Consider the following 20,412-nt stretch of genomic DNA (forward strand, 5'->3'; position numbering starts at 1 on the left):
ATGCTCACGCTCAAACTGCTGAAGTGGCTGCTGATCGTCTTCGGTCTCCTGTCGGCTCTCGTTTTCGCTGGCGTGCTGACTGCCCCAGCCGCTGCGCAGTCGGCGACCAACGAGACGGACCAGCAGGCGATCGCGAACGGTGAGCAGCTGAACGACGATCTCGTTCTCGTCGAGCGCGAGCTCAACAACGGTCGCGCCGAGCTGACGTTCTACGCAGAAACCCGCCAACGCGTTACGATCTACGACGCCAGCGGGTTCATGCACGGTGGCGAACCGGCCCAGCGCGAGGCGGTGATCCCGGCGAACCGTACCCGGACGATCTCCGTGGACTCCACGGCGTTCCGCGAGTCCCGCGTCGTCGGGATCATCTACCCAGGCGGCCATATCGGGAAGGTCATTCGCGATGACGAGCCCTGGGTGAGCAACTGGGGTCGCGTCGAGGTCGGCCTCGCAATCCTGATCACGGCCGCGATCTCGTTGACGCTGGCGTTCGGACTGCGACCGATCTTCAAGCGACTGCTCGGCGATCAGGCCGGGAGGGTCGCATGAACGTCTGGAAGTTCGCGATCGTCTTCGTGACGGTCCTGGGCGTCCTGCTCGGCCTCCCGCTGGTCTGGTGGCTCGGTGGCCTTCCTGGCCTCCGCTGGATCGTGGTCGTCGCGCTGATCTCGACGGCGGCCTTCCTGGTCGCCGCGCCGTTCGCAGCGCTGGGCGCAGCGAAGCAAGCACTCGAAGAGTTCCAGTCGCGACCGCTACTCGTCGAGCTGAACCCGCTATGGGGTAGCCTCGACTTCGCGATTCATCGCCTCGATCGAGAGACGATCGCGGACACGGAGATGACGTGGGGCGACTTCGAGGAGCCCAGCGGGACGAAGGTCCCCGTCTTCATCTCCCTCAGTTGGGAGAAGGAGACGAACCGAGCTGTCGGCCCGTGGTGGGCGTCGGCCTCGCCGCGTGAGCTGGTCGGTCTGAAGTACAAGGTGCACGAGACGTACGACCGGCTCGAACGCGAGGCGGCCAACGCGATGCACACCGAGGCGACGATGCGCAGCGGAATGCGTCGCGGCGTGCAACGGCACCAGGCCGGCGTCATGGACGCCTACGACTCCGAAACGCTCCCCGAGGGCGAGGAGTTCGGCGACGTCTTCGCCAACATCGAGGAGCAGTACCGGAAGGACCCCGACGCGGACCCGACCGACGCCGCTGGCGGCCACGCTCGCCCGGACACGCCGGACCCTGACCAAGACGCTGCCGAGGACGACGCGGGCGCGCTGCCGCCCGGAGAGACGCCCGAGGAGCCACCTGCGGCCCCCGACGGTGGTCGCAGTGAGTGACGACGGTATCGTCTTCGGGAAACTCGGGGAGTTCGTCGACCCCGACGGTGATCTCGCCGAGGACAACGATCACGTTCTCCCCCACGCCGGGCGCGTCTCGCCTGATCTCGCCGACGTCTTGTCGTTCGCGGAGCAGTGCGCTCCCGAGACTCCCGTCGACGACCAGTCGGCGTACGTCGCTGATGCCGTCGAGGTCGCTGGCACCCGCCGTGCGACCGAGGTCGCGCAGTCGTCCCCGGCTGCCGAGGCGTCGTTCCTCACGCAGGTGACGGAACAGGAACTCGACGGCAGTACGATCCGACTCGCGTCGCGATTACTCGAGGAGCTACAGTCGCCCGAGCCGACGTACGCGCTCGGTGCTGGCAACCCGGAGACGGGCAAGACCAACACGATGAGCCTGCTGACGGAGCTGGCGCTGCTCGACCACGATGAGGTGGTCGTGCTGTCGAACGTTCGCAGCTGGGAGCTGACCGACGTGGTAGTCACGTCGGCTCACGATCTCGCCGTCGAGCTGCTGCGGCATCGAGGCGTCCCCGTCGTGATCTTTATCGACGAGGCGTCGACGCACTTCGACGCCCGGACGTTCCAGCGTGCAGTCGCTCACCAGTGGTCGCCTCTCGCCAAGCGGTTCGCGAAGCTCGGTGTGGTGCTGTGCGGTCTCGTCGGTCACACCGGGAAGGACGTGCATCCCGAGGCCAAGGCGATGGTGAATCTCGCGTTCCTGAAGCCTGAGCAAACGGTCGCCGGATTCTACAGCGATTGGCCGCGGGATTCCGACGTGCCGGTTGATCCAATCTTCGCCGGCGACGTCCACCAGCTCGAACCGACCGCTGTCGAGTACGACCCTGACGACGCTGCCCCCTGGTCCTGGAACCTCCGACCGGAGCTGTTCACTGAGGATCTCGACTGGGCCGGCTTGCTATCCGCATTGGAGAAACGTGGGCCTCAGTAGTCATATCCCGATGATTATTTCTGCGTAATCGCTGCTACAGCAGCAATCTCGATAGCAACAACGAGTCCTCCAATTATTGGATTTATTATTGATGTGAGGACTCCTGGGAAGACCAGTATCCAAAATACACTCCCCATCAGAAATCCGTATCGATACCCGGTATTCCAATAGTTTGCTGCGCTGACTAGTTGTTGGAGCGACATTGCAACTGCAACCAGATATAGTAGACTCGCAATGATGACTCCCCAGATGTCTAAAGATAGGACAACAACAATCAGCACAGCAATATTCGGAAGTAAAAACACTTCCGTCGATCGTCTCAGGCCATCTTCAAACGTCGGTGCTGCCATATTCAATTATCCAATTAAATAAACCGATATCCCATAGAGCTTGATATTTTCACCGACCCACCGACCGAATCCGCCAGGTGGTCATTGGGGCACGATCTCCGACGCTACGCAGCTCGAGTGACGGTTTCTCCAAGCGAGTACGCGGGCGATGGCCCCCTCCCATGGGGGCTGGAGCCCGCGCACGCAGCGCCACCCCGACCGGAGGGAGGGGAACGAGAAGGCGGTGCTGTTAGCCGTAGCGGCGTATGATCCTCAATCTACCGACTGTCTACGGTTCGTGTGCACGGATGGCGTGAGCTACGTCTTCGAGCTTACTATTCTTCGAGTTGAACTCGTAGCTCTTCGATGGAGTGTGAATCTCAAGTGTGTGACGAACGAGAATTAAGCCACTTATCACGAATCCGAGTCCGATGACGCCAAAGGTCGCCGTCAGGAGAGTAGTCAACCCAGATTCGTTTATAAAATCGGGACCAACAATCCAGATAAGGAACCCGATAGCCAGGAATAGAAACCCCGAAGCAAGATACCTTGTGTTCACCGTCGGTAATTCGTACTCCACCGAATTGACTGACCTTAGCGATATATCAGCAACGTAGTTTCCTCTAGAATATACTACTCGTTCCTCCGTCGCGGCGATCTCCCCTTGCTTACTGCTATCTGTCGGATCCATCGAGTCGCTGGCGGTCGTTCTGACGGCCACCGTTTCTCCTGATGCGATATATTCCCCAACTGAAGGCATGTGCAGAACTGTAATCGACTTCCTCTTGAGTGTTTTTGCTGGCGATGGCGAGCATCCATCATGGCGATGTGATCAGGTCAGGGACCTCCCGATCGAAGTAAAGAGGGGAACGACCATCCGATTGCGGTATGCCGAGTTTAAGTGTAATCGTCAATTCGAATCTATCTTAGAGTCTTGCAGCCGGTCGATATCTACTTTTAGTAATATCTCATTTCCAGTTGCTTTATCTTGATATGTGTTATTATGATCAGAATATCCAATATTATATACTATTTTAAATTTGTGTCCTTCGCTTAGCTCAATCAGAAATTCGTCGCTAAGGAATCTTCTCGATTCAATCAGGATGGTCTTTGCTTCACCTTTCTGCACCTTCGTTTTGGCCTTTACTTCATTGGTATCAGGGTCTATGAAATTTGAATTGGAAAGGTGATGGTCATCTACAGATACAGGAAATAATTTCCCTAAGAACTGGTCTGTGTAGAGTATATTATCCGTGGTAGTTGTCTCATAGACTTTCATGCTTTCAACATCTACGAAATCCATGATCGCATTTCGGTCACCAATGTTATGCGCAATTATTTCAGAAGTAAATATAATGACCTCTTTTCCGTCTATCCGATCTATTCTTACGTTTCCCTGACCCGGAACAACATCTTGGAATTCAAGATTCGCCCCTGTCCGTTTGATATGAGAAAAGTAAATGTCAGCTATTGATAGAACTAGTATCAAAACACCCGTAATCGCTGGGATGGTGATAACCCAGTTAACCATTGTTTTCAATCTTCCTCTAATTCACTTCCTCTTCTACTTCATCTAGAAGTTCCGTAATCACATCGTCAAAGCTGTCTCCCGGCTCTTTCCGCATAGTGAGGCGTTTCCAAGTTTTCCGCCGCACCTCGATATTCGTCTTATCGTCGGCCATTGAGTTCCTTTGGCAGGTGTGAACCTTTAGCCCTGGTAAGCTGTGGCTACTGTGGCCACCAAAGAGATAAGGGAATACAGCTACCACAGTGACCACAGAAGCATGGTCGTCACTCTCGATCTCGTTGGAAACGAGCCGGAGTGTCCGGCCCGCTGCTTCTGGTATCCTAGGCAGAAGCATGCTTAACACAAGCCCCACCGGGCATAAGCCCCCGGATCGACGCCGCTGTCGTACAGTTTCACTTTCAGTCTTGGCCTTTGGCCGCCCGCCATTTCAGGTGGCAATCAACTGCAGGTGGATGCCTGCAACGAAGCGAGAAATTCGGTTGTCGAATAGCGCCGACCGCTGGCGGTTCTGCTGCCCTGCAGGCCACCGCTCGTGGGAGCCCACCAATAACCATTTCTGGTGCCAGCAGTGCGCGTCGCGCCCTGTTGGTCCTGATCCCGAGTTCTACGAACTCCGTGATCGCAAGACGAACGAGCTGATCGAACGCGATCAGATCGAGGTCGTCGACGACGGCGGCCTGGAGGTCGAGGCGTGAACGAGGACGACCTCGATCCGATCCCGCCCGCCGAGGCGGTCCCGCTCTACCTCGATCACCGCGAACCCGAGGTCACTGAGAAGACGCTTCACAATCACGAGTATCGTCTCGAACTGTTCTGCGAGTTCTGTGGGAAGTTCGGTATCGAGACGCTTGACGAGCTGACGCCACGGGACATTCACCAGTTCCGCTCCTGGCGTCGACGCGAGGGCAACGTGGCGACCGTCACATTGCGCGGTGACCTCGCGACGCTTCGCGTGTTCCTCGAGTTCTGTGCCGATCTGAACTTCGTCCCTGACGGGATGCGCGAGCGCGTGAAGCTGCCGTCGCTCGACCGTGCCGACGAAGCACGCGACGTGAAGCTCGACGTAGACCGCGCCGAGGACATCTTGCAGTACCTTGAACGGTACGAGTACGCCAGTCGCGATCACGTCGTTCTGGCGATCCTGTGGCACACTGGCATCCGCATGGGCGCGCTGCGCGCCCTGGACGTCGACGACTTCGACCAGGAGGCCCAGTGCCTCGATCTCCGTCACCGACCGGAATCGGGGACGCCGTTGAAGAACGGCGACGCCGCCGAGCGCTCGATCGCGGTCGGCGACTACTACTGCGGCGTCCTGCAGGACTTCATCCGAAACAACCGGTACAAGATCACGGACGATCACGGTCGGCGTCCGCTGATCTCCTCGAATCAGGGCCGCCTCACGGCGACGCCCATTCGGGATACCGTCTACGGCTGGTCACGTCCCTGCCAGGTCGGCAAGGACTGTCCACACGATCGAGACATCGAGGAGTGCGAGGCGATCCCGCCGAAAGCGGCCTCGAAGTGCCCTTCGAGTCGCTCGCCTCACAGCATCCGCCGGGGTTCGATCACCCACCACCTGCGGACGGGCACGCCCGAGCGCGTGGTGTCCGACCGGATGAACGTCTCCGCTGACGTGCTCGATCAGCACTACGACCGTCGTACCGATCGCGAGAAAATGGAGCTGCGGCGCGACCACCTGCCAGACTCATGATTCAACGAGTTCCAACCACACTGAGTTCAGTCGCATCGACCGTTCGATCAGTCACCGCGCGACCTACCCCGTCGCGGCCTTCCCGCCGAGTCCACCTCCTTCGCTCACTTCGTTCGCTCAGTCGGCGGACTCGGCGACCTTCGCGAATCCCAGGGATTCGCTCAGTCCCGCCGAGTCCACCGGCGTCGAGGAATCCTGTATTAACGGACCGCAGTTCACACTCGCTCAGTATCCTGTTTCATCGTCGCTACTGCCGCCGAAGTCGCCCTCCGACGATCCACCGATGTCCCGGATCGGAGCGCCACTCGGATCGAGCACCCACCAGCCGTCCTGGACCCCCTGTCCAGTGGCGTCACCCGGCTCCGAATCCTGCGCGTAGTTGTACAGTGGCCACCCGTTCGCGGCGACCTGCGTGCTCCCGCCGGATCGATCGAAGGTCGTGAGTTCGGCATCGAGATCGGTCCCTGCCATCGGCTCCTCCTCGACAGTGAGCGGCGGCCACGCGTCAGCGCAGCCACCTGAGCAGGCGCTCGAACCGCTCCCCTGACTGTCCGAGTCGAACATGTAGAGGGTCATTCCCTCGCCGTCGACCAGGATATTCCCGAGGTCGCTGTGCTCGCGAATCTGGACGTCCGGGCGGACCGGCGTTCCGTCCGGGCGCAGCACCCACCAGTAGCCGCCGAACCCGTCGATCCCCTGCCCAGCGACGTCTCCGGGTTCCGAGTCCTGAGCGAAGTAGTACAGCGGCCAGCCGTTGGCCGCGACCTGCGTCGAGCCGTCCGACCGTTCGAACGTCGCGAGCGAGGCAGTGACGCCGTCGCCGCTCTCGGGATTTGTCTCCGTGGTCAGGGGCGGCCACGCTGCCGCGCAGTCCCCGGAACAGGTGCTCGATCCCTCGCCCTGCGGATCGGGTTCGAACATGTACAGCGTCGTACCGTCTCCGTCGACGAGGATCTCTCCCAGTTGCTCGTGGTCGCTCGTCTGGATCGACGCGGCAGCGCGGCCCGTCCCCCCGTCTTCGGACGTGTTCTCGTCGTCGGCCGTGTCACCGTCGCTTCCGTCGTCGCCACTGCCGGTCGTCGTACCGTAGACTTTCCCGCCGCCGTCCGATTCCGATCCGCCGTCCGAATCGCCGTCACCGATGCAGCCAGCGAGTGATGCGCTCGCCGCCAGGGCCGCCAGCCACCTGCGTCTGGTCTGTGCCATACTGTAGCACACGCCGATCTGCCGGTTGAAGATTTTCCGAAGTCGGTCCAAACTTCGTCCGAGATATCACGAGGTACGCAGGGGCCCGAGTACGACTGCGACGATCTGATTGGCTCCGCACTACCGAAACGTGATCCAGGAGAGGAACGCCAGTGCCGCGAGTTCGAGCCCGCAGAGCAGCGTGATCCCGACCTGGACGTCGGTCCCGGTCACGCGGAACCACTCGATGAAGTCGGGGTGGAGGACGTAGAAGTACAGCCAGAGGAGGTTCTGGACGAGCAGCATGACGGCGAACACCAACAGGCCGAGCGTGTGGCTGGCGCCGTGGCTCCTGTAACCCCGGAGCCACACCGATCCCAGCGCGAGCAACAGCAGGACGTTGACGCCTGCCGCGGCCCGTGCGGCGTTCAGCCAGACCTCCATCGGTTCCCCCTATCGACGGCGCGGTTATAGGTTCTGTCCAAAGTTCCTCTGAATTACCCCACGTCCACGGTGTCGAGCACCTCCTCGAGCGTCTCTCTGTTGGCCTTCACCTGTTCGGTGAGGAGGTAGACGTCGCCGTACCCGTCGCCGGCCCGGCGGACGACGTTATTGTCCATGAGGACGTCGAGGTGGTGCCTGATCGTGGTGTAGTCGTACTCCAGTGTCTCCGCGAGCTGGTTGGCGTTCCGTGGTTGCTCGTCGATCGCCCTGACGAGCTGCGTCCTGGTCGGCCCGCCGCGCGAGCTGGCCAGCACGTACCACAGGACGCCCTCCATGCAGGCGGGGTTTGGGCGGGGGTGTTGTAAACGCTCGTACGGCGAATCGGGTGGATTTGGGCGGGGCTCGGAGTCGAATTCGAGGCCACGATCGAATCGATAGGCAGGGAGGTAGATTTGAACAACGCGAAGACGGACACGCTCGTTCCGCTCGCGAGTTGCGTCTTCTCTCGTTCAAATCTACTCGGCTATTTTCCGACGATCGGCTCACTCGTCGCTGCGCTCCTCGTTCGTTGTGATCGTCGGAAAATAGCGGGAGGTAGATTTGAACTACCGGTCTCCGGGTTATGAGCCCGGCGGAATCTCCTGGCTATCCCATCCCGCTACCGATTGATTCCGCTGTGCACCCATTAAGGGTTGTGATTCCTGTACGGCGTGGCACTCGCTATCGGTGGGTGCGCCACGTGAACAGGTTTTCCATCATGTAGTTGACAGTGAAGCCAGCAGCGATGCCAGCGGCGTTCGCGAGAATGTACGAGACGCCGTACTGCGTCGTCAAAATTGCGAGGACGACTGTCGCGACGGCCATCCCCCCGAGACGGACGAGATTCGAGGTCAGCAGGCGACGGAGGATCCCCCGGAACGTGTCGACGCCCCAGCTGGCGAACGTCCACGTCTCGTTAATCGCGAACATGACCACGATCGCCGTTTCGGCGCTGACGATCTTCGCGGCGACCGGCCAGACGTCGAACAGTTCGACGAGTCCGATCAGGACCGCGAAGTCACAGGCAGTGCCCACGGCGCCAACGGCGACGAACTGCCAGATGCGGGTGAACTGGATCGCGTCGGCGAACGCAGTTCTGAGATCGACCATCGACCTGATCACTCGTGGTCGGCCAGTTGCTCCAGTAGCGGTCGTCGTCCCGTGCTGCCGAGTAGCCGGTGTCGTTTCGTGCGCCACAGTGCGCCGCCCAGCGTGAGCGTCGCCGAGAGCGGATCGACCGTCGAACTGGGATGGTCCGACCACGAGACGGGGACCTCTGCGACGGTGAGGCTGTGATAGCCAGCCGCAGCGACCAGGTTGACGTCCCAGCCGAATCCTGGTTCGTAGAGGTCTCCGCGGACGATGGCCCAGCTATCTGCGTCCATGGCTTTCGTTCCACACTGGTAGTCGAACAACGCGACGGGGAGGAGCAGACGAGCGATCCAGGCGAAACCGTCACCCAGCGTCCCCCGGAGTTGTGATTGCGTGTTCGAGACAGTCGCCTCGGGATGTCGCCGTGAACCGACCGCGAGGTCGCAGCCACCAGATCGCACCTGGTCGATCACTCGCTCGACGCTCTCCACGTCCGTACTTCCATCTGCATCGACGAAGCAATACAGGTCGGTGTCGAGCGCCTCGAATCCCGCGGTGATCGCCGCGCCTTTTCCGCGACGAGTGGCCGAGACGGCGACCGTCGCGGGAAGGTCGTCGGGAATCCGTTCGCGGACTCGTCCCGACGGATCGTCCAGTTCGATCCGGATGGTCGCGGGATCGAGACGCTGCTCGAGCGAATCGACGTAGCTCGCCATTCGCTCGACGTCGGGATCGTATGCGGGCACGACGATCCCGAGTGAAGACTGCATTCGTCAGATCGGCTGTGCCGTGGCGCCAAAGAACTTCCCCTCGCACCACCTGCTCGCCGCGACCGACGAACGGACGGAGGCGCTCCGTACCGCCCGACCAGCACGATCTAACCGCCCGAGCAGTCCGATCTACCGCTCTACCAGTTCGATCTCGTGCCCGTCGCTGTCCTTCGTGAACGCGTAGTTGAAGTCGCAGGATTCGGGGTCGCGATAGTCCTCGGCGTCTCGGAGCATGAGCGTGTCCCAGTCGGCCTCGAGGTCGTCGACGCGAGCCGCGAGGTGGCCCCAGGCGTCGCCCAACTCGTAGCTCCGGCCGTCGTAGTTGTACGTCAACTCGACGGTCATCGCCTCCGCCGGCGCGTCGGACGGCGCCATGAAGTAGAGTGCGAAGCTGTCCATCTCCGCACGCCGGACGAGGTCGTAGTCCATCGCGCGCTGGTACCAGCCGATCGCCTCGTTGGCGTCCTCGACCCGGATCATCGTGTGGTCGAGCGACCAGCGTGCGCCGTGGTCGCGCTCGACGATTTCGATCTCGTGGCCGTCCGGGTCCTTCACGAAGGCGTAGGAACCGCCACAGGAGTCGGGATCGCGGTAGTCCTCGACGCCGGCCTCCATCAGTTCGTCGTAGGCTTCGTAGACGTCCTCGACGCGGACGGCGATGTGGCCCCAGGCGTCGCCCATCGTGTAGCTACGGCCGTCGTGGTTGTAGGTGAGTTCGAGCGTGGCCGCGTCGTCGCTGGCGTCCGGCGGCGCGAGGTGCACGTTCGTGAACGTGTCGGCGTCCCAGCGGCCGACTTCCTCGTAACCGAAGTGGCCCTTGTAGAAGTCCTCCGCCGCTTCGAGGTCCTCGACGCGCATCATGACGTGATCGAGTTGTCCTGTCATGGACGATACTGTGGCTTCCCGGCAGGAAACTGTGTCGCCAGCGGCGGGGCGGGTGGGGTAGGTACCCGGGTTGGCCCGTTACTTCCGCAGTACGAGTCGCAGCACGTCCTCGTCCATCAGTTCGTGGTCGAGCCCGACCTGCTGCTCGTCGTGCTGCCCGCTAGGGCCGGTGACCCGGCTCATCCGGTAGCGGTCGTCGAAGCCGAGTTTCTCGACGGCGTCGCCGACGGTCTGACCCTCGCGGAGGATCAGGGGTTCGTCGTAGTCGACGCCGCGTCCGGGCTTGTCCATGTAGATGCGGATGAGCCCCAGTGCGTCCCAGAGCTCCGCTTTGAACGAATCGAGGCCCTTCTCCTCCTCGGCGCTGATGAAGATGGCCTCCTCTGGATCGATGCCGCGCTCGCGGAGGCCCTCCTTGACGGTGTCGACGTAACTGGGGTCGATGAGGTCGGCCTTGTTGACGACGGTGAGCGAGTCGACGTACTCGCGATTCTCCATCACGCCGTCGATCAGCCGATCGATGTCGACCTGCTCGTTGATACTGACGTCGGCGTTGACGTAGCCGTGCTCGCGAACGACGTTCTTGATCGTGGCCTCGTCGAGGTCGAGGTCGACGCTGGCTGTGACGTCGATTCCGCCCTTGCCCTTGCCGACGACCGATACTCGCGGGGGAACCTGGTCGACTCGGATCTTGTTGTCGTAGAGCTCCTGGGCCAGGAGGTCGTACTGCTCGAGTTCGAACGGAGAGAGGACGTAGACGATCAGGTCCGCCGAGCGCACGACGGAGAGGACTTCCTGCCCGCCACCGCGCCCGCCCGCTGCGCCCTCGATCAGTCCCGGCACGTCGAGCAGCTGGATCGACGCACCGCGAAAGTCGAGCATTCCCGGATTCACGTCGAGGGTGGTGAACTCGTAGGAGCCGACTTCGCTGTCGGCGTTCGTCAGGGCGTTGAGGAGCGTTGACTTGCCGACACTGGGAAAGCCCACGAGAGCGACGGTGGCGTCGCCGTGCTGTTCGACGTGGTAGCCACCACCGCCACCGGAGGACTGCTGGCGCTTCGCCAGCTCCTCTTTCTTCTCGGCCAGCTTGGACTTCAGCCGGCCGATGTGGGCCTCCGTGGACTTGTTATACGGCGTCTCGCTGATCTCCTCGCGGAGCTCCTCTATCTCCTCCTCGAGCCCCATATCTCGCTCGGGCCTAACGCGACCGCCCCGAAAACGCTTCCCATCGCCGGCGGGGATTCGTCGGTCGGTTCGAGCCGTTCGGACGGCCGATCGTCGTCGGGTGACGCAGCGATCCGCGCGCGATCGGCACGACGAGACGCATTCCGACATACTATTGGGTCGGTCCCGAGAAGATGCCGATAGCCATGCCCGAACCCTCCAGCCTTCGTGACAGCACGCAGATCGTGCTCCCAGCGGCGACGCTGGAGGGTCTCTGTGCCGATCTCGAAGAACGCTTCACCGTCACGATCGTCGGCGACGGGCCCTGCCGGATCATCGGCAGCCCGGTCGAGATCAAGAAGGCGAACGACTTCCTCGCCCGCAACGGCGTGACCCTGCCCTGACGCCGCTCGGTCGCGGTGGCAGTTTCCTGCTTACGGTTCGCGCAGCCGTTCGAGCACCGCGAGCGTCCCGTCGGCGTGCGCGTCGTCGAGGAGTTCGTCTGCAGCCGATCGTGCTGCGTCGTCGGCGTTCGCCACGGCGAAACTCCGGTCGACCAGCTCGAACGTCTCCACGTCGTTCTCCGAGTCGCCGATCGCGACGAAGTCCTCCGGTTCGACGCCGATCGCAGCGGCGACGATTTCGAGCCCCTTCCCCTTGTCCACGTCCGGCGATTTGACGTGGTAGGCGTACCCCGAGTCGACCACTTCCAGTCCGTGCTCGGCGGCGAGTTCGCGGAGCGGCGCTTCCGGCTGATCGATCTGCACGGCGACCTCGGTTTCTCGCCACCGGTTGAGCGGTTCGACGCCACCCCACCCGAGCGAGTGACCCGCGTCCTGATAGGCTTGCGCGACGGCCCGCGACGCCTCGCCGTCGCCGAGGATCTCCGTGACGCCGTCCGCGAAGGCCACGCCGCCGTTTTCCGCGACCACTCGGATCGGAATATCGAGGTAGTGACACAGCGCGACCGGGTACGGGAACGCCTTGCCCGTCGCGAGGACGATCGGTTCGGGCCACTCGAGGAGCGGATCGAAGAGGCGTGGATCGAAGAGGCGTGGATCGATCCGATCGTGTTCGGGATCGGTCAGCGTTCCGTCGATGTCCAGCGCGAGCGGCGGCGTCATTCTGGTGTTGAATCTTCGTCGGACGGTGAGAAGTGTGGCGGTCGAACTGAGGTCTTGCAACCGCGGTCCCAACCGCGACCGCGAACAGCTTGGAAGCCCCCTCCCGCTCGTCGCAACTACCTCGCTGCGCGCTTCGCTCCCTCCCTTCGGTCGGTCGCTGCAGTGCTTGCGTCGCTACTTGCGACGAGCGGTCGGCCCCTTCCATTCCCACCCGATAGTGACTAGTCGAAGCTCGTGAAACCCCGGTGGAACGGTTCACTTAGCGCTGGTCGGTGGATGGCGAAATCGCAAGAAACGGTGGTGCGGATTTAGACCAGCGACGCGCCGTCGAACTCGCTCTGCTCGTAGTCGACCTCCATCAGGTCGAGAATGGTGGGTGCGACGTCGTAGAGGTTCGCGTCGACGATCTGGGCGTCGGGGTCGTCGACGAATAGGGTGGCGTCCTCGAAGTTGTGCATACCGTTGCGCGGGCCGTTCGTGAACACGTCCTTGCCGCCCTTGAAGCCGGACTTCAGGTCGAAGCCAGTGTTCGGGATGACGACCAGGTCGGGCGCGATCGCGTCGTGGGCGCCCTCGAAGACGTCTTCGCCCTCGACGACGCGCATGGCAACGGGGTTGCCATCCGGCCCTTCGAGCGATTCGAGGTCGTCTTTGAGTTCGGCGCGGACGGCCTCGTAGTCCTCCTGGGCGACGCTCCCGCGTGGCTCGCGGCCCTCGAGGTTGAGGTAGAAGCGGCCGGGGATGAGCGAGTACGCACGCGACTCGTCGGTGATATCGCCGAGGTTCTCGTGTTCGTCGTCCTCGAAGGAAAGCCAGCCCTCATCGCGGAGCCACTGGTTGCAGTTGACCTCCCAGTTCAGCTCCTGGAAGCCGTGGTCGCTGGCGATCACGAGGGTCACGTCGTCGCCAAGTTCGTTCCGGAGCTGGCCGAGGTAGGAGTCGAGCTGCCGATAGAACGTCATGAACTCCTCGGCGAACTCACCGTCCTCGACGTAGTCCTTGAACAGGAAGTGGTTGACCCGGTCGGTCGTCATGAAGACGCCGAAGAAGAGGTCCCAGTCGTCCTGCTGAATGTAGTGGTCGAACGCCTCGAAGCGGGCGTCGAGCGTCTCGTGCGCGTCCGCGACGAACTCCGTGCGGTCGTCCTGGTGGCCGAGTTTGGCGTTGACGTCGATCCTGTAGTCGATCGAGTCGAGGTAGGATCGAAGCTCCTCGGGGTGGGCAGCCTTGTCGACGCCGGGCGAGAGGAAGCCCGAGACCATCCGCTGGACGTTGCGCTGTGGCGGGAACGTGACGGGAACGTTGAGCACGGTTGCCTTCCGGTCGTCTTCGGTCACCCGATCCCATACTCGCGTGGCCTGGACGTCGTTGCCCATCGGGACGTAAGTGTCGTAGGAGTCGATCTCGCGGTCCTGGAACCCGTATACCCCGGTCTCACCCGGATTCTCCCCGGTCGTCAGCGCCGGCCAGCACGCGCTAGATTCGGGTGGTACGATACTCTCGATCGCACCACCGGCGCCGTCCTCGGCGAGCGCGGTGAGGTTCGGGAACTCGCCGGGATTGTCGGCGACGAGACTCCAGGGAACGCCATCGATACCGATGAATGCGACTCGCGGCCTGTCGTCACCGCTGAGCCGGTCGAACAGCCCCATGTGCGCGGGTAGTCCGAGCGGGTACTAAACGCTTGGTTTCGCCGTTTCGGCTGTGCATCGTCATCGACGTCGGCCGGTCTTGCCGTGGACTGACGGAGCAGCCGCTATCGGCGAGCTGGTAGCGTGGAGGAAGACGGTGAGAGGTGCTACGCTTCGCTACTCGTCGTCCATCGGCGACCCACACTCCGGGCAGTTCTCCTCCTGCTCGGCGTTCGTGGGCACGACCGTCGGGTGGGCCATGCCGGGCGTATCGCGGGAAGGTTCCTTGGCGGCCATCGAGCGTAGCTACGGTCCAGGCCCCCAAATAATTACCCATAATCATAAAACATGGCCCGAGCGGCCCGGATTACTGGTGGGTATCTCGGTCCCGATCTCCGGTGTCGAGAGCCTGACCGAACGGATTCGGGACGGGGCACTTCCGGACTCCTGGCCTACGGTCGCACGATGTCGAACGCCATGCAGGACCCCGTCACCGACGAGCGACACGACAATTCGTGGTCGGCGAACCTCGAGAAACCGGAACACGCCGACGATCCGGACGTGGTGGTGGCCGGTGCGAAACGAGCCGTCGAGTACACCCTGCCCGGGAATCACGTGAATCTCGTGACCCACGGTGACCACGGTCACCCCGAGGAGTATCTCTACGACGTCCTCAGGGATACGTTCGGGCAGCAGATCGCGGTCGACTACGTCGAGCAGTGCGGCTGTGGTGGCCACGTCTCTCGCGTGCACGTCCTGGGTGGCTAATCCAGAAACGCCTTTCCTTCAGCATAGGCACCGGCTATCGCTCCGCGCTAGTTTCCGATGGTCGACTCAGACGAGCACTCGCTCGAGCTCGACGGCGAGTCCCTCGTCCGCGTCGGGGTCACCGACGAGCCGGCCGAGGCAGACCACCGCGTCGTCGGGCGTGTAGCAGCCGACGAGCGGTGCCTCCGTCTTCGCGTCGCCGGCCTCGAGTTCGGCTCCCTGATTCCCACCGTTGGGTCCTCCAAGCACGCCAGGAGCGTACACGGGAGCGCCTTCTGCGACCTGCTCGGCGGCACTCGGCGCGATCGTCACACTCGGGAGATTCTCGAGGGCACGTTCGGCGGGATCGACGACGTCGCGGAGTTCGATCGGGGCCGGATCTCGATCCTCCGACCCGTCGCTCGCGTCGGCTGTCTCCCGGGCGTAGGCCAGCGCATCGACGAGTTCCGCCATCGATACGAGATCCGAGTCGTCGAACGGCGTCGTTCCCGTCCGTCGCAGGTGCCCCATGTGGGCTCCGGTCCCGAGGGCGAGTCCGAGGTCGTGGCAAAGCTTCCTGACGTACGTCCCGCCTTCACAGCGAATGCGGAGGAGCGCCTGCCGATCCCTGACCTCCAGCACGTCCAGCTCGTAAATCTCGCGGACGCGAATCTGTCGCTTCACGGCGCTCTTCCGCGGGGGTTTCTGGTAGATCGGCCCCTCGAACTCCGAGACCACTGCCTCCAGATCAGTCGGTGGATCGGCGTGGAGTTCCAGCACGGCGACGTACTCCTTGGCTCCCCGATGGAGTACCTGCGCGAGCCTCGTCGCGTCGCCCAGCAACGTCGGGAGACAGCCGGTGACCTTCGGATCGAGCGTGCCACCGTGGGCGGCGCCGTCGATTCCGGTGATCGGATCCGGATCGTCGGGACGGCTTCCCGTCAGTTCCCCACTTCCGAGGGCGTCGTTGACGGCGTCGCGAACCCAGCCGGCGACCTCGTGTGCCGACGGGCCGGGTTGCTTGTCGAGGTTGACGACCCCGAAGGAGAGGAGTTCGGCGTCGCTGCGTTCCTCCGGGGGTCCACGCATCGTTACAGTTCGAAGCCGACGGGGGCTTTGCCCTCGTCGACGGCGGGGTCGTGGCGTTCGATCGCGCTGGCAAGCAACTCGGGGACGTCGTCCTCGCCCCAGCGGGCGGTGTTCAGGGCGACGTCGTAGATCGAGAGGTCCTCGATGTCGATGTCGTAGTACTCCAGATAGCGCTGGGCCTCGCTGGCTTCGCGCTCGACGGTCTCCTCGCGGGCCTGCTCGACGGACTTGTCCTCCCGCTCGGCGATGCGCTCGGCGCGGACGGCGACCGGCGCGTCGAGCCAGATCCGGAAGTCGGCGTGGTCGCCGGAGAGCCAGCCGGCGAGTCGGGATTCGAGGACGAGGTCTTCGGCGTCCGTCGCGATCTCGTGGAGGCGGCGATCGAGGTCCCGGTCGATCGCGGGATCGGTCTCCGCACGCTCGTTGAGTTCGGCGAGCGAGATGCCCTTCTCCTCGGCGAGGCCCCGGAAGATGTCACCGCCGCTGGTGTGCTCGAGCCCGAACTGCTCGGCGAGCGCCGCGGCGGTGGTACTCTTGCCGCTTCCGGGTGGTCCGGAGACGGTAATGAACATACGACGACTGTGCCGGCGGCGCTCAAAGGCGTTGTGAATGTCGCCGGTTGCAGTCGGGAACTGCGGGTCAGATCTTCGGGCACGAACCGCACCGCTCACGGCACGCCGTCAGTCGGTGGTCGGCCGCCATCCCGAGGCCGTCGCAATCCCGAGCAAGCAGAGGTACGCACAGAGCGCGCCGGTGGCGAAGGAAATCGCTCGGTCGGGAACGAGCATCGCCCCGGCTCCGATCGCGGCACCTGCACTGGCGACGGATGCGGCAACGACCCAGCGCCGGTCTGCCGCCGCTCGCACTGCCGCTGCTCGGCGGTAGGCAAGCACCTCTGCGAGGACCGTCGCCCCGACGCCGCCGAGAAACCATGCGCCTCGCGGCGCGGCGGCCCCTAGCCAGCCGAACAGCAGTGTGATACACAGGAGGGTCCCCGCTAGCACAGCGTCGCGTTCGCGTGTCACGTCAGTGAATCGTCGCGCCCAGGCCGACCGCGGTCTGGTAGGCGCGACACTCGACGCCGCGTTGGTCGAAAGCCTCGACCATCGCGCTGGCGATCGCTCGGCGACGGCCGGGATAACACGCGGCGATCACTCCCGGACCGGCGCCGCTGACCGTGACTCCCGTCGCGCCCGCTTCGAGTGCGGCGTCGCGAACGTCGTCGTACCCGTCGATCAGCTTCGCGCGTGCCGGCGTGACGACCTCGTCGTGCATCCCGGCACCGACGAGTTCCGGATCGTCGCGAGCCATCCCGAGGGTCAAGGTCGCTGCGCGGCCGACCGTGTCGACGAGTTCCTCGAGGGACGCGGTATCAGGGAGTACGCCGCGCGCGTCGCGCGTGGACACGACGACCTCCGGGAGACAGACGACGAGGGGGATCCCTGCGTCGACGGCAGTGACGCCGACGTCGCCACCAGCGGCGACCGTGAACCCACCCATGAGCGCCGGCGCGACGTTGTCCTCGTGGGCTTCACCGGAGACGAGTTCCTCGCCCTCGGCCGCGATGGGCACGAGTTCGCTCCGGGAGTAGCCGCGATCGTAGAGTTCGTTGAGCGCGAGGGCCGCTCCGGCAGCACTCGCCGCGGAGGAGCCGAGGCCGGAGGCGGGGCGGACGCCTTTGTCGATCCGGATGTGGGCTGGTGCGTCGAGGGCCTTCGCGACGGCGCCGACCGTGTTGCCTTCCGGATCCTCGGGGATGAATCGGCTCCCGACTCCGGTCACCTCGATGGAGGTCTCGTCGGCTTTCTCGACCTGCACGACGTCCGCGGGACGCCCGAGCGCGACGCCGAAGACGTCGAAGCCGCTACCCAGGTTCGCACTGGTAGCTGGCGCCCGGACGGTAATCATACGCAGGCGATAGCCCGACGCACTCAAAAAGCCGTTGGTACGATCCCCCACGCCGGCCTTCGATCCGAATGCTTACTCGCCAGTGGGACACGAATCGGGAACTCGAACTGGCCCTCACCGTTCCACATTATGGCCCGCGTCCGTCTATTCTCGCACCCGCTTCCCGCAATTGAGACACGGCTCTGCTTCTCACCTCCGCCTTCTCGCTTCGATCGTCACGAATGTCCGCACCTACTCGCCAGCTTCGACACCTGGAGCGTCACCGGGCGACACGTCCGCGGGCTGGTCTTGCCCACCGACCACGAGGTCGCCGTTCTCGGTTTCGACGTACGCATCGTCCGCGAAGCCACCCTCCGCGTGGGGATGATCAGGGTCCTCCAGATTCTCTGGCGTGGCGGGTGCATCTGGCAGTCCGCCCGGCGGCGCGAACGTTCCGAGGGGATCGTCGATCGTGATCTCGTACTGCTCGAAGAACGCCTCGTACCGCTCGTAGTGGGGTACCAGTTCCTCGATCGGGATCTCCATCATCTCCGTCCAGCCGTGGTTGTAGAAGTCGAAGTTCGCCTGCACGTGCGTGATCTCTCGGGCCTCGGCCTCCGGGAACCCGGCGTCGAGTGCGGCGAGGTACGTGTCCGTCGTCGCGTCGAAGAGTTCGTCCAGGTGCTCGCGGCGCTCCGCACGGCGATCGGGGTCTGCTTTGTCGAGGAAGATTCCCGTGTGCATGTCGACGAGTTTTCCACGGGTGTAGCCGCCGACGATGGGTGCCGTGAGTGCGGCCTTGAAGGCCCAGTGGCGAGCGTTCTGACGGAGTTTCATGCGCGATCGTGCGGGCCGGACGACCTTGAAGGCCGCGTCACCGGTCGATGTGCGGGGAGCGAAGGCAGGGGATCGCCGCGATGGAACGCCGGTAGATCACCGCGAAAGAACAGCTTTCCCTAGCCTCGGGTGACGTCGTCCGAGAGTACGAAGAGCGTACCGCCGGTCGTGTGGGTTGGTACCACTCGATCCTCCAATTCACGGACGTTCGTACGCAATTTGCCGGTATTGACGCGCCAGTATTGGACGAGTGTACACTACCGTTTCACCAGCCGGCGGCGCTGTATTCGCGCGGATAGCAATTCACTTCAAGGCCGACGACTAACGCCACCGACATGGCTGCTTCGTACGTGATCATCGGTGACGGGATCGCGGGGAGCTCCGCCGCGGAGACGCTCCGCGAGGAGGCACCCGGCGCGGACATCACGGTCCTCACCGATGAGGGGGAGGCCCTCTACAATCGGATTCTCATCAAGGAACACGCCAAGGGGAAACTTCCCGAGGCGCCCATCTCCATTCACGATCCTGGCTGGTACGAGGAGCGGGACATCGATCTCTGGCTCGACACCCACGTAACGCGCGTCGATCCCGACGCGCACGAAGTCCACACCCACGAGGGCGACGTGCTGGAGTACGACAAGCTGCTCGTCGCGACGGGCGGGACGCCGAACCAGCTCCCCGTCGACAACGCGGGGGCCGACGGCATCCACCACTTCTGGACGTTCCAGGACGCCCGGAAGATCCGCGAACACGCCGAGCAGGCCGACACCGGCGTCGTCGTCGGTGCGGGGCTGCTCGGGATCGACTTCGCCGCCGTCTGTGGCGCCCAGGACGTCGACGCCCACTACCTCATGCGCGGCGAGTGCTGGTGGCGCTACGCCCTCAGCCAGGAGGGTGCCGAGATCATCCACGAGGGCCTGCGCGAACTCGGCGTCGAGCCAGTGTTCGACTCCGGTGTCGATCACTTCGAGGTCGACGACGAGGGCCACGTCGAGGCCGCCGTCGACCCCAACGGCGACCGCTACGAGGCGGAGTTCGCCGGGGTGGCGATCGGCCTCGACTTCAATCTCGAGTTCATGCACGGTACCGGCCTCGAACGCGACGACGGCGTCGTCGTCGACGAGTACATGCAGACCAACCTCGACGATGTCTACGCAGCGGGCGACCTCACGCGTTTCTACGACACCATCACGAACTCCTACGAACAGAACGGGTCCTGGGGGTCCGCGAAGGAGCAGGGAGCGACCGCCGGCAAGAACATGGCTGCCGACGACGAGGTCGATGAGTTCCGCTGGGTCTCCTCTTACTCGATCACCCACTTCGACTTCCCCTTCCTCTCCTTCGGCCACCCCACCCGCGGCGAGGAGTACCTCGAGCAGTCCTACGGCGAGGGCGAGTGGCGACGACTCGCGATCCGCGACGGCCAGATCGTCGGCGGCGTCCTGATCGGCGACCTCGCCCCGCAGTCGGCGTACAAGACCCTCGCTCGCGAGGAACGCGACGTGCGGGGCCACGAGGAGGCGCTGCTCGAAGAGACGGTCGATCCCGACGCGATCGCGCCCGCTCAGCAGCAGTAACGACGACGGCAGTTCGCGAGCGCTGTGTCAGCCGTTCGATTTCTCGAATCCAGAAGAGACTTTATCGTTCGATCGGTCGGGTGGAAT

The 20,412-nt window shown here is 63.4% G+C and carries 25 protein-coding genes and 1 tRNA gene; 8 read left to right on the forward strand and 18 right to left on the reverse strand.

Annotated elements, in window-relative coordinates:
- From L593_RS13705 to L593_RS13715, 3 genes are read left to right on the forward strand one after another with little or no spacing between them, the layout of a single operon-like run.
- Positions 1-549, forward strand: a complete 549-nt coding sequence (locus tag L593_RS13705) for a hypothetical protein (RefSeq protein WP_020447571.1) — start codon at positions 1-3, stop codon at positions 547-549.
- Positions 546-1,334, forward strand: a complete 789-nt coding sequence (locus tag L593_RS13710) for a hypothetical protein (RefSeq protein WP_020447572.1) — start codon at positions 546-548, stop codon at positions 1,332-1,334. The genes L593_RS13705 and L593_RS13710 overlap by 4 nt, the downstream gene beginning before the upstream one ends.
- Entirely contained in the window at positions 1,327-2,286 is a 960-nt protein-coding gene (locus tag L593_RS13715; RefSeq protein ID WP_201764630.1) for a hypothetical protein, read from the forward strand. The genes L593_RS13710 and L593_RS13715 overlap by 8 nt, the downstream gene beginning before the upstream one ends.
- Before the next feature lie 14 nt (positions 2,287-2,300).
- On the opposite strand, the gene L593_RS15755 is transcribed toward L593_RS13715, so the two are convergent.
- The 3 genes from L593_RS15755 to L593_RS15765 form a co-directional block, all read right to left on the reverse strand.
- Positions 2,301-2,636: a hypothetical protein gene (locus L593_RS15755; protein WP_144060774.1), complete on the reverse strand. Its 336-nt coding sequence runs from the start codon at positions 2,634-2,636 to the stop codon at positions 2,301-2,303.
- Between the two features lie 268 nt (positions 2,637-2,904).
- Positions 2,905-3,375 carry a hypothetical protein gene (locus L593_RS15760; RefSeq protein ID WP_144060775.1) on the reverse strand — a complete coding sequence of 157 codons (471 nt, stop codon included), beginning with the start codon at positions 3,373-3,375 and terminating at the stop codon, positions 2,905-2,907.
- Positions 3,376-3,525: 150 nt separating this feature from the next.
- Entirely contained in the window at positions 3,526-4,146 is a 621-nt protein-coding gene (locus L593_RS15765; protein WP_144060776.1) for a hypothetical protein, read from the reverse strand.
- Between the two features lie 449 nt (positions 4,147-4,595).
- Here L593_RS15765 and L593_RS13720 point away from each other — a divergent pair, with 449 nt between their 5' ends.
- Entirely contained in the window at positions 4,596-4,838 is a 243-nt protein-coding gene (locus tag L593_RS13720; RefSeq protein ID WP_049894177.1) for a hypothetical protein, read from the forward strand.
- Positions 4,835-5,854, forward strand: coding sequence for a site-specific integrase (locus L593_RS13725; protein ID WP_020447575.1), 1,020 nt, complete (start codon positions 4,835-4,837; stop codon positions 5,852-5,854). The genes L593_RS13720 and L593_RS13725 overlap by 4 nt, the downstream gene beginning before the upstream one ends.
- 225 nt (positions 5,855-6,079) lie before the next feature.
- Here L593_RS13725 and L593_RS13730 read toward each other — a convergent pair whose 3' ends face one another.
- The 8 genes from L593_RS13730 to L593_RS13765 form a co-directional block, all read right to left on the reverse strand.
- Complete coding sequence (locus L593_RS13730; RefSeq protein ID WP_049894179.1) at positions 6,080-7,060, reverse strand: hypothetical protein; 981 nt, start codon at positions 7,058-7,060, stop codon at positions 6,080-6,082.
- Between the two features lie 120 nt (positions 7,061-7,180).
- Positions 7,181-7,483 carry a hypothetical protein gene (locus L593_RS13735; protein WP_020447577.1) on the reverse strand — a complete coding sequence of 101 codons (303 nt, stop codon included), beginning with the start codon at positions 7,481-7,483 and terminating at the stop codon, positions 7,181-7,183.
- A gap of 53 nt (positions 7,484-7,536) precedes the next feature.
- On the reverse strand, positions 7,537-7,818 hold the full coding sequence (locus tag L593_RS13740; RefSeq protein ID WP_020447578.1) for a winged helix-turn-helix domain-containing protein: 282 nt from the start codon (positions 7,816-7,818) through the stop codon (positions 7,537-7,539).
- Positions 7,819-8,068: 250 nt separating this feature from the next.
- Positions 8,069-8,143: transfer RNA gene (locus tag L593_RS13745), tRNA-Met, on the reverse strand.
- 60 nt (positions 8,144-8,203) lie between these two features.
- On the reverse strand, positions 8,204-8,632 hold the full coding sequence (locus tag L593_RS13750; protein WP_020447579.1) for a GtrA family protein: 429 nt from the start codon (positions 8,630-8,632) through the stop codon (positions 8,204-8,206).
- An 8-nt stretch (positions 8,633-8,640) separates the two neighbouring features.
- Positions 8,641-9,384, reverse strand: coding sequence for a glycosyltransferase (locus L593_RS13755; protein ID WP_020447580.1), 744 nt, complete (start codon positions 9,382-9,384; stop codon positions 8,641-8,643).
- Positions 9,385-9,513: 129 nt separating this feature from the next.
- Positions 9,514-10,269, reverse strand: a complete 756-nt coding sequence (locus L593_RS13760; RefSeq protein WP_020447581.1) for a VOC family protein — start codon at positions 10,267-10,269, stop codon at positions 9,514-9,516.
- A 78-nt stretch (positions 10,270-10,347) separates the two neighbouring features.
- The gene (locus L593_RS13765) at positions 10,348-11,454 is read right to left on the reverse strand and encodes a GTP-binding protein (protein ID WP_020447582.1); all 1,107 of its coding nucleotides are present in this window, start codon (positions 11,452-11,454) and stop codon (positions 10,348-10,350) included.
- 185 nt (positions 11,455-11,639) lie between these two features.
- Between L593_RS13765 and L593_RS13770 the strand changes: the two genes are divergently transcribed.
- Positions 11,640-11,837, forward strand: a complete 198-nt coding sequence (locus tag L593_RS13770) for a hypothetical protein (RefSeq protein ID WP_020447583.1) — start codon at positions 11,640-11,642, stop codon at positions 11,835-11,837.
- 30 nt (positions 11,838-11,867) lie between these two features.
- On the opposite strand, the gene L593_RS13775 is transcribed toward L593_RS13770, so the two are convergent.
- Together L593_RS13775 and L593_RS13780 are read right to left on the reverse strand one after the other, a co-directional pair.
- On the reverse strand, positions 11,868-12,557 hold the full coding sequence (locus L593_RS13775; protein WP_020447584.1) for an HAD hydrolase family protein: 690 nt from the start codon (positions 12,555-12,557) through the stop codon (positions 11,868-11,870).
- Positions 12,558-12,865: 308 nt separating this feature from the next.
- Positions 12,866-14,209, reverse strand: a complete 1,344-nt coding sequence (locus tag L593_RS13780) for an alkaline phosphatase family protein (protein ID WP_020447585.1) — start codon at positions 14,207-14,209, stop codon at positions 12,866-12,868.
- A gap of 444 nt (positions 14,210-14,653) precedes the next feature.
- Between L593_RS13780 and L593_RS13785 the strand changes: the two genes are divergently transcribed.
- Positions 14,654-14,956, forward strand: coding sequence for a CGCGG family rSAM-modified RiPP protein (locus tag L593_RS13785; RefSeq protein WP_049894180.1), 303 nt, complete (start codon positions 14,654-14,656; stop codon positions 14,954-14,956).
- A gap of 66 nt (positions 14,957-15,022) precedes the next feature.
- On the opposite strand, the gene L593_RS13790 is transcribed toward L593_RS13785, so the two are convergent.
- The 5 genes from L593_RS13790 to L593_RS13810 form a co-directional block, all read right to left on the reverse strand.
- On the reverse strand, positions 15,023-16,024 hold the full coding sequence (locus L593_RS13790) for an RNA-guided pseudouridylation complex pseudouridine synthase subunit Cbf5 (RefSeq protein WP_020447587.1): 1,002 nt from the start codon (positions 16,022-16,024) through the stop codon (positions 15,023-15,025).
- A gap of 2 nt (positions 16,025-16,026) precedes the next feature.
- On the reverse strand, positions 16,027-16,596 hold the full coding sequence (gene cmk / locus L593_RS13795; protein ID WP_020447588.1) for a (d)CMP kinase: 570 nt from the start codon (positions 16,594-16,596) through the stop codon (positions 16,027-16,029).
- A gap of 108 nt (positions 16,597-16,704) precedes the next feature.
- On the reverse strand, positions 16,705-17,049 hold the full coding sequence (locus L593_RS13800) for a hypothetical protein (RefSeq protein ID WP_020447589.1): 345 nt from the start codon (positions 17,047-17,049) through the stop codon (positions 16,705-16,707).
- 1 nt (position 17,050) lies between these two features.
- Positions 17,051-17,932, reverse strand: a complete 882-nt coding sequence (locus L593_RS13805) for a homoserine kinase (protein WP_020447590.1) — start codon at positions 17,930-17,932, stop codon at positions 17,051-17,053.
- Between the two features lie 231 nt (positions 17,933-18,163).
- The gene (locus L593_RS13810; protein WP_020447591.1) at positions 18,164-18,748 is read right to left on the reverse strand and encodes a DUF6149 family protein; all 585 of its coding nucleotides are present in this window, start codon (positions 18,746-18,748) and stop codon (positions 18,164-18,166) included.
- Between the two features lie 335 nt (positions 18,749-19,083).
- On the opposite strand from L593_RS13810, the gene L593_RS13815 reads away from it, so the two are divergent.
- Positions 19,084-20,325 carry an NAD(P)/FAD-dependent oxidoreductase gene (locus L593_RS13815; RefSeq protein ID WP_020447592.1) on the forward strand — a complete coding sequence of 414 codons (1,242 nt, stop codon included), beginning with the start codon at positions 19,084-19,086 and terminating at the stop codon, positions 20,323-20,325.
- The last annotated feature ends 87 nt before the right edge of the window (positions 20,326-20,412 follow it).

This window comes from Salinarchaeum sp. Harcht-Bsk1 (assembly GCF_000403645.1).
Taxonomy (GTDB): domain Archaea; phylum Halobacteriota; class Halobacteria; order Halobacteriales; family Salinarchaeaceae; genus Salinarchaeum.